This is a genomic window from Nevskia soli, assembly GCF_903970205.1.
GTDB lineage: Bacteria > Acidobacteriota > Terriglobia > Bryobacterales > Bryobacteraceae > Bog-113.
Map to the genome: position 1 here is coordinate 1 of NZ_CAJCHS010000358.1, position 4,718 is coordinate 4,718.

Genomic DNA, 4,718 nt, shown 5'->3' on the forward strand with positions numbered 1-4,718 from the left:
CCGATAGCATGGTAAAAGTTTACGGAGCCGACTGGTGCGCGATGACCACCCGGACGCGCGAACATCTCGACGCACTGGAAATTCCTTACGACTATATCGACGTCGAGGACGACCCCGCCGCATCCGATTGGGTCAAAGAGCAGAACGGCGGCAAAGAGAAAAAGCCGACGGTCGACCTGGACGGCGAAATCTTGAGCGAGCCAACTAATGCCCAGCTCGATAAGGCTCTCGAAAAAGCCGGCTTGCTTACTTCGCGGTCCCGCTAACGGGAACCGTAATCGACCCGACATTCCCGGTTGTCTGATCCAAAATGATCACACGGACGTTCTTGGTCGCATCGGTAATCGGAACGGGAAGACTGACCGGTATCGCCCCTTTCATTACGGTGGCGTGCTGTTCCGGCGTCAATCCTAAATCGAAGCTTTTGATCATCGGCTCGCCAATATTACCCGAAGCCCCCGAGTTCGCGATCAATAAAGTAAGTCCGCCGACAAACTTACCGCCGTCTTCTCGCATCAGAAGGTCTTTCGGATCGATCTGCAGATCGATTCCGACAGACTTACCCGGCGTGCCCGGTGTCACTTTCAAAGTTAATCCGATCTGCCTTTCATCTCGTGGACTATTAAACGCGACCAGTAAGTCGGCGCGCTGCTTCTGAGCTGAGGTTCGCGAGTCCGGAATCGCGTAGTAACGCTCTTTTGTGTAGAGCACGCCGGAAGGCCCGGCGACCCGCAGCTTGTGGAATGTCGAATCGAAACTACCGGACCCCGGCATGTAATAGATCGAGTAAGTCGAGTCGTATTCTTCCCCAATCTTCTGGATCACGCTCTTAACGTCTTCGCGATAGTAAGGCCGCCCTCCGGTGATCCCCGCCGCATACTCCATATCGCGGTTCGTATCGGCGCTGAGGCCGGTGCCGACGCCGAGCGGGTCGATCGCCACGTGGTCGCGATCCAGTGTAACTACCAGATGCGCCACATATAACCCGCAGTCCACCCAATCGCCGTTACAGGACTTGGCCATGTCGGTGATGTAGGCGATCCCGCCGGTAACCCAAACGATATCTTTGCGCCCCGGAGTCGCCGCCATCTGATTCGCAATCGATTCCAGAGCGACATAGGTTTTCTTGACGTTCTCCTCGTCGCTCATCTGGCTCGGACGGTTATGGCTGGAAGCTTTCATGACCTTATCCAGGTTGGCGGCGAACTCTTGCGTCCACGTTTTGTTTTCGGCGGCCGGAGATCCGATGGCGTGGATGGGAACCAGATTGCCTTCGAGATTCAGCACATAGAAATAGACCGATTCCGCGGATTCCATCTGCGGCACAGACGCCTTCAGCAGCTTCCACGTGTCGAGGTAGTCAGGCTGGGTCAGCCGCATCATGTCGAACACCACGGTCGTCAAATGCGGCAGCGGCGGCTCGGAGCGGTTGGAGAACTCGCCGGCGGGCGCCGGAGTCGCCGGGACCACGTTTTTATGGACAAACAGGACTTGTTCCGATTTGCCCTTATCGGTCACCTGGATGCTGTTCGGCGGCAGCGTGACTTCGGCCGTGCCCTTCGGCATCGATACATCGAGATGCACGATTGCCGGAGCGGGCGGACCTGAGGGGGCAGGCGTTTGCCCGTTCGCCGCCAAACCGCTCAGGGTAAAACAAGCGAATACCGCAGTTCGAAGCGTCATCATCTCTAGAAAGAGTTCATATCACAACGCGATTCGCGGTTTCTTGTATCGAGTAAGCTGATGGAGTGAAATTCCTGCTACTCGCGACGCTTGGGGCCGGCGCGCTCTCCGCGCAGGGGCCGCTCTACGATCGGTACTTCTCCGACTACTACTTCCGCTTCAACCCAACGGCGGGAACGGCATCGGGCTTTCACCAATACGACAAGCAGCTCGAAGACTACTCGGCTGCCGGCGTTCAAACCAAGATTACGGCGTTGCACGGCTTCGAAGCGCAATTTGCGAAGGAACCCGCCTCGCCCGACCGCGACCTGGTGCTGAGCCGCATCCGCGCCGATCTGCTGGAGTACGAAAGCGTCAAAATGTGGCAGAAGAATCCCGACTTCTACTCGAGCGGGGTCACCGGCAGCATCTTCACGATCATGAGCCGGAAGTTCGCGCCCCAGTCCGAGCGGCTCGAATCGGTAATTGCGCGCGAAAAGCAAATTCCCGCCGCGCTTGAAGACGCACGCAGGAATCTGCGGAATCCGCCGCGCGTCTACACCGAGGTGGCTATCGAACAGCTTCCGGGGATTACCGGCTTCTTCGAAAAGGATGTTCCGCTTGCTTTCAATGAGGTCACAGATCCGGACCTGAATGCCCGATTTAAAGCTTCGAACCAAGCGGTCATTGATTCTTTGAATAAGTACCTGTCGTTCCTCAAGACCGATCTGTTGCCGCGCTCTAATGGCGATTTTCGGATCGGCGCGGAGAACTATCGCAAGAAGCTGCTGTATGAAGAGATGGTCGATATCCCGCTCGACCGGTTACTTACGATCGGCTATTCCGACCTGCGCAAGAATCAGGAAGCGTTCCGCAAAGTGGCGGCCGAGATCGATCCGAATCGGACGCCGCAGCAGATTCTGGATGACCTGGAGAAAGACCACCCGCCCGCATCCGGGCTCTTGCAGTCCTTTCGCGACATTCTGAGCGGATTGAAAGCATTTATTGAACAGCACCAGATCATTGACATCCCATCGCCGGTGCTTCCCATTGTTGAAGAGACTCCGCCGTTCGAGCGCGCGTTGACGACGGCTTCCATGGATACGCCCGGCCCTTATGAGAAGGTTGCGACGGAGGCGTTTTTCAATGTGACGCTGCCCAATCCCGCTGATAGCGCCAAGGACACAGAAGAGTACATGGAGAGCTTCAATCGAGGCACCATCGCGAGCACGGCGATCCACGAGGCGTACCCCGGCCACTATGTGCAATTCCTGTGGGTGCAGCATGCTCCGAATCAAGTGCGTAAGTTACTCGGCGCGGGTTCCAACGCGGAAGGCTGGGCGCATTACTGTGAACAGATGATGCTGGACGAGGGCTATGGCGATAAGCAACTCCGCATCGGACAGCTCCAGGACGCCTTACTCCGCAACGCGCGCTATATCGCCGGGATTGAAATGCATACGGGCAAGATGACCATGGATCAGGCCCGCGAGTTCTTTGTCAAAGAAGGCTATCAAACGAAACCGATCGCGGACAAAGAAACCAAACGGGGAACGTCGGACCCGACTTATCTGATGTACACACTAGGCAAGCTGGAGATTATGAAGCTGCGTGCGGACTACAAGGCGAAGATGGGAGATAAGTTCACGTTGAAGGAATTTCACGACAACTTCATGAAGCAAGGCTTCCCGCCGATCAAGATCGTACGCGAAGCGATGTTAGGGCCGGATAGCGGCCCAACGCTGTAAGCAAAGTTGCGCCATGCGAACTCTCCACGCCAGCCTCGCTCTCGTCTGTTCGTTATGCTCCGGATTTCCAGCGTTTTCACAAGCGCTTTCCCCACTTCCGCCGGATGGATTTCAATTTACCGGAACGTGGGATTGCTCGGGAACCTTTCGTGGCGGCAAAGTTCACAAAGCAAGGTTCACTGGAGCCGTCATACTTGGCGGTAAGTGGATCGAATTGAACGAACAGGACGTGGAACCCGGGACCGGCTACCTAGCCAAATATCTAATCGGATACGATCCCGGGCAGAAGCACCTTCTTGAATTCGATGCTAATAACTTCGGAGCAGCTACGTACTCAAGTGATCAGGGCTGGAAAAATGGCACACTGACGATGGTTTCAGCTGTTTCGTCAGATCCGAAAGCTCCCTACGCGGCCAATCGATTCATCTATTCGGCGTCCGGTGCCGACAGCTTTACTGTCGACTGGGAGATCAGCAAAACGCAGGACCTCGACTGGACCCAAGCCGATCACCTTGTCTGCAAGCGGTCTAAGTCGTGATAAGCGTCCATTTCTGGGGCGCCGCCGGAGAAGTTACCGGCTCCATGCACGAGCTATCTGTAAACGGCCGGCGCGTCCTGCTCGATTGCGGTATGTACCAGGGCCGCCGCCAGCAAGCCGAGCAGCAGAATCGCCAGTTTCCGTTTCCCGCCGCGTCCGTCGACGCGGTTGTACTCTCGCATGCGCATATCGACCACTCCGGTAACTTACCCTTGCTGGTTAAGCAGGGTTTCAACCAGGCGATCTATGCTACCTCAGCCACGGTCGATCTCTGCGATGCCATGCTTCGCGATACAGCTAACATTCAGGTGAGCGACGCTAAGTTTGTCAACAAGCGCCAGCACCAGCGCAAGCTGGGCGAACCCGATGTCGCGCCGCTGTACGATCTGGCCGATGCGGCCAAGACGATGCCTCTCTTCCATCGGATCAACTACCACGAGCCCTACGAAGTCGTTCCATCCTTGCAGGCGGAAGCTTACGATGCCGGCCACATGCTCGGGTCAAGCGCGACTGTCCTGACGCAGATAGACGGAGACAAAACGATCCGCCTCGCGTTCTCGGGCGATGTAGGGCGTCCCGGTCTGCCCATCGTCCGTGATCCCGAATCGCTGCCACCGGTCGACTACCTCATCATGGAATCGACTTACGGGGACCGTCTCCACCAGCAGGAGAGTGAAGTCAAGAATAAGTTGCGCGACATCGTCAAGAGGACCGTAGAGCGTGGCGGCCGCGTCATCGTTCCCGCGTTCGCGGTGGGTCGCGTGCAGCAG

At 56.8% G+C, this 4,718-nt stretch carries 5 protein-coding genes; 4 read left to right on the forward strand and 1 reads right to left on the reverse strand.

Annotated elements, in window-relative coordinates:
- A partial coding sequence (locus tag H1Y01_RS15690) for a glutaredoxin family protein (RefSeq protein WP_219341599.1) occupies window positions 1–266 on the forward strand: 266 nt, incomplete at its 5' end.
- On the opposite strand, the gene H1Y01_RS15695 is transcribed toward H1Y01_RS15690, so the two are convergent.
- Window positions 247–1,683, reverse strand: coding sequence for a hypothetical protein (locus tag H1Y01_RS15695; RefSeq protein ID WP_219341600.1), 1,437 nt, complete (start codon window positions 1,681–1,683; stop codon window positions 247–249). The two genes, H1Y01_RS15690 and H1Y01_RS15695, sit on opposite strands and share 20 nt — an antisense overlap.
- Before the next feature lie 65 nt (window positions 1,684–1,748).
- On the opposite strand from H1Y01_RS15695, the gene H1Y01_RS15700 reads away from it, so the two are divergent.
- The 3 genes from H1Y01_RS15700 to H1Y01_RS15710 all read left to right on the forward strand — a co-directional run.
- Window positions 1,749–3,410 carry a DUF885 domain-containing protein gene (locus H1Y01_RS15700; RefSeq protein ID WP_180541455.1) on the forward strand — a complete coding sequence of 554 codons (1,662 nt, stop codon included), beginning with the start codon at window positions 1,749–1,751 and terminating at the stop codon, window positions 3,408–3,410.
- Window positions 3,411–3,423: 13 nt separating this feature from the next.
- A complete protein-coding gene (locus H1Y01_RS15705) occupies window positions 3,424–3,948 on the forward strand; it encodes a hypothetical protein (RefSeq protein ID WP_180541456.1) in 525 nt (174 codons plus the stop codon).
- Window positions 3,945–4,718, forward strand: a 774-nt coding sequence (locus tag H1Y01_RS15710; RefSeq protein WP_219341601.1) for an MBL fold metallo-hydrolase, incomplete at its 3' end; no start/stop codon positions are given. The genes H1Y01_RS15705 and H1Y01_RS15710, both read left to right, overlap by 4 nt.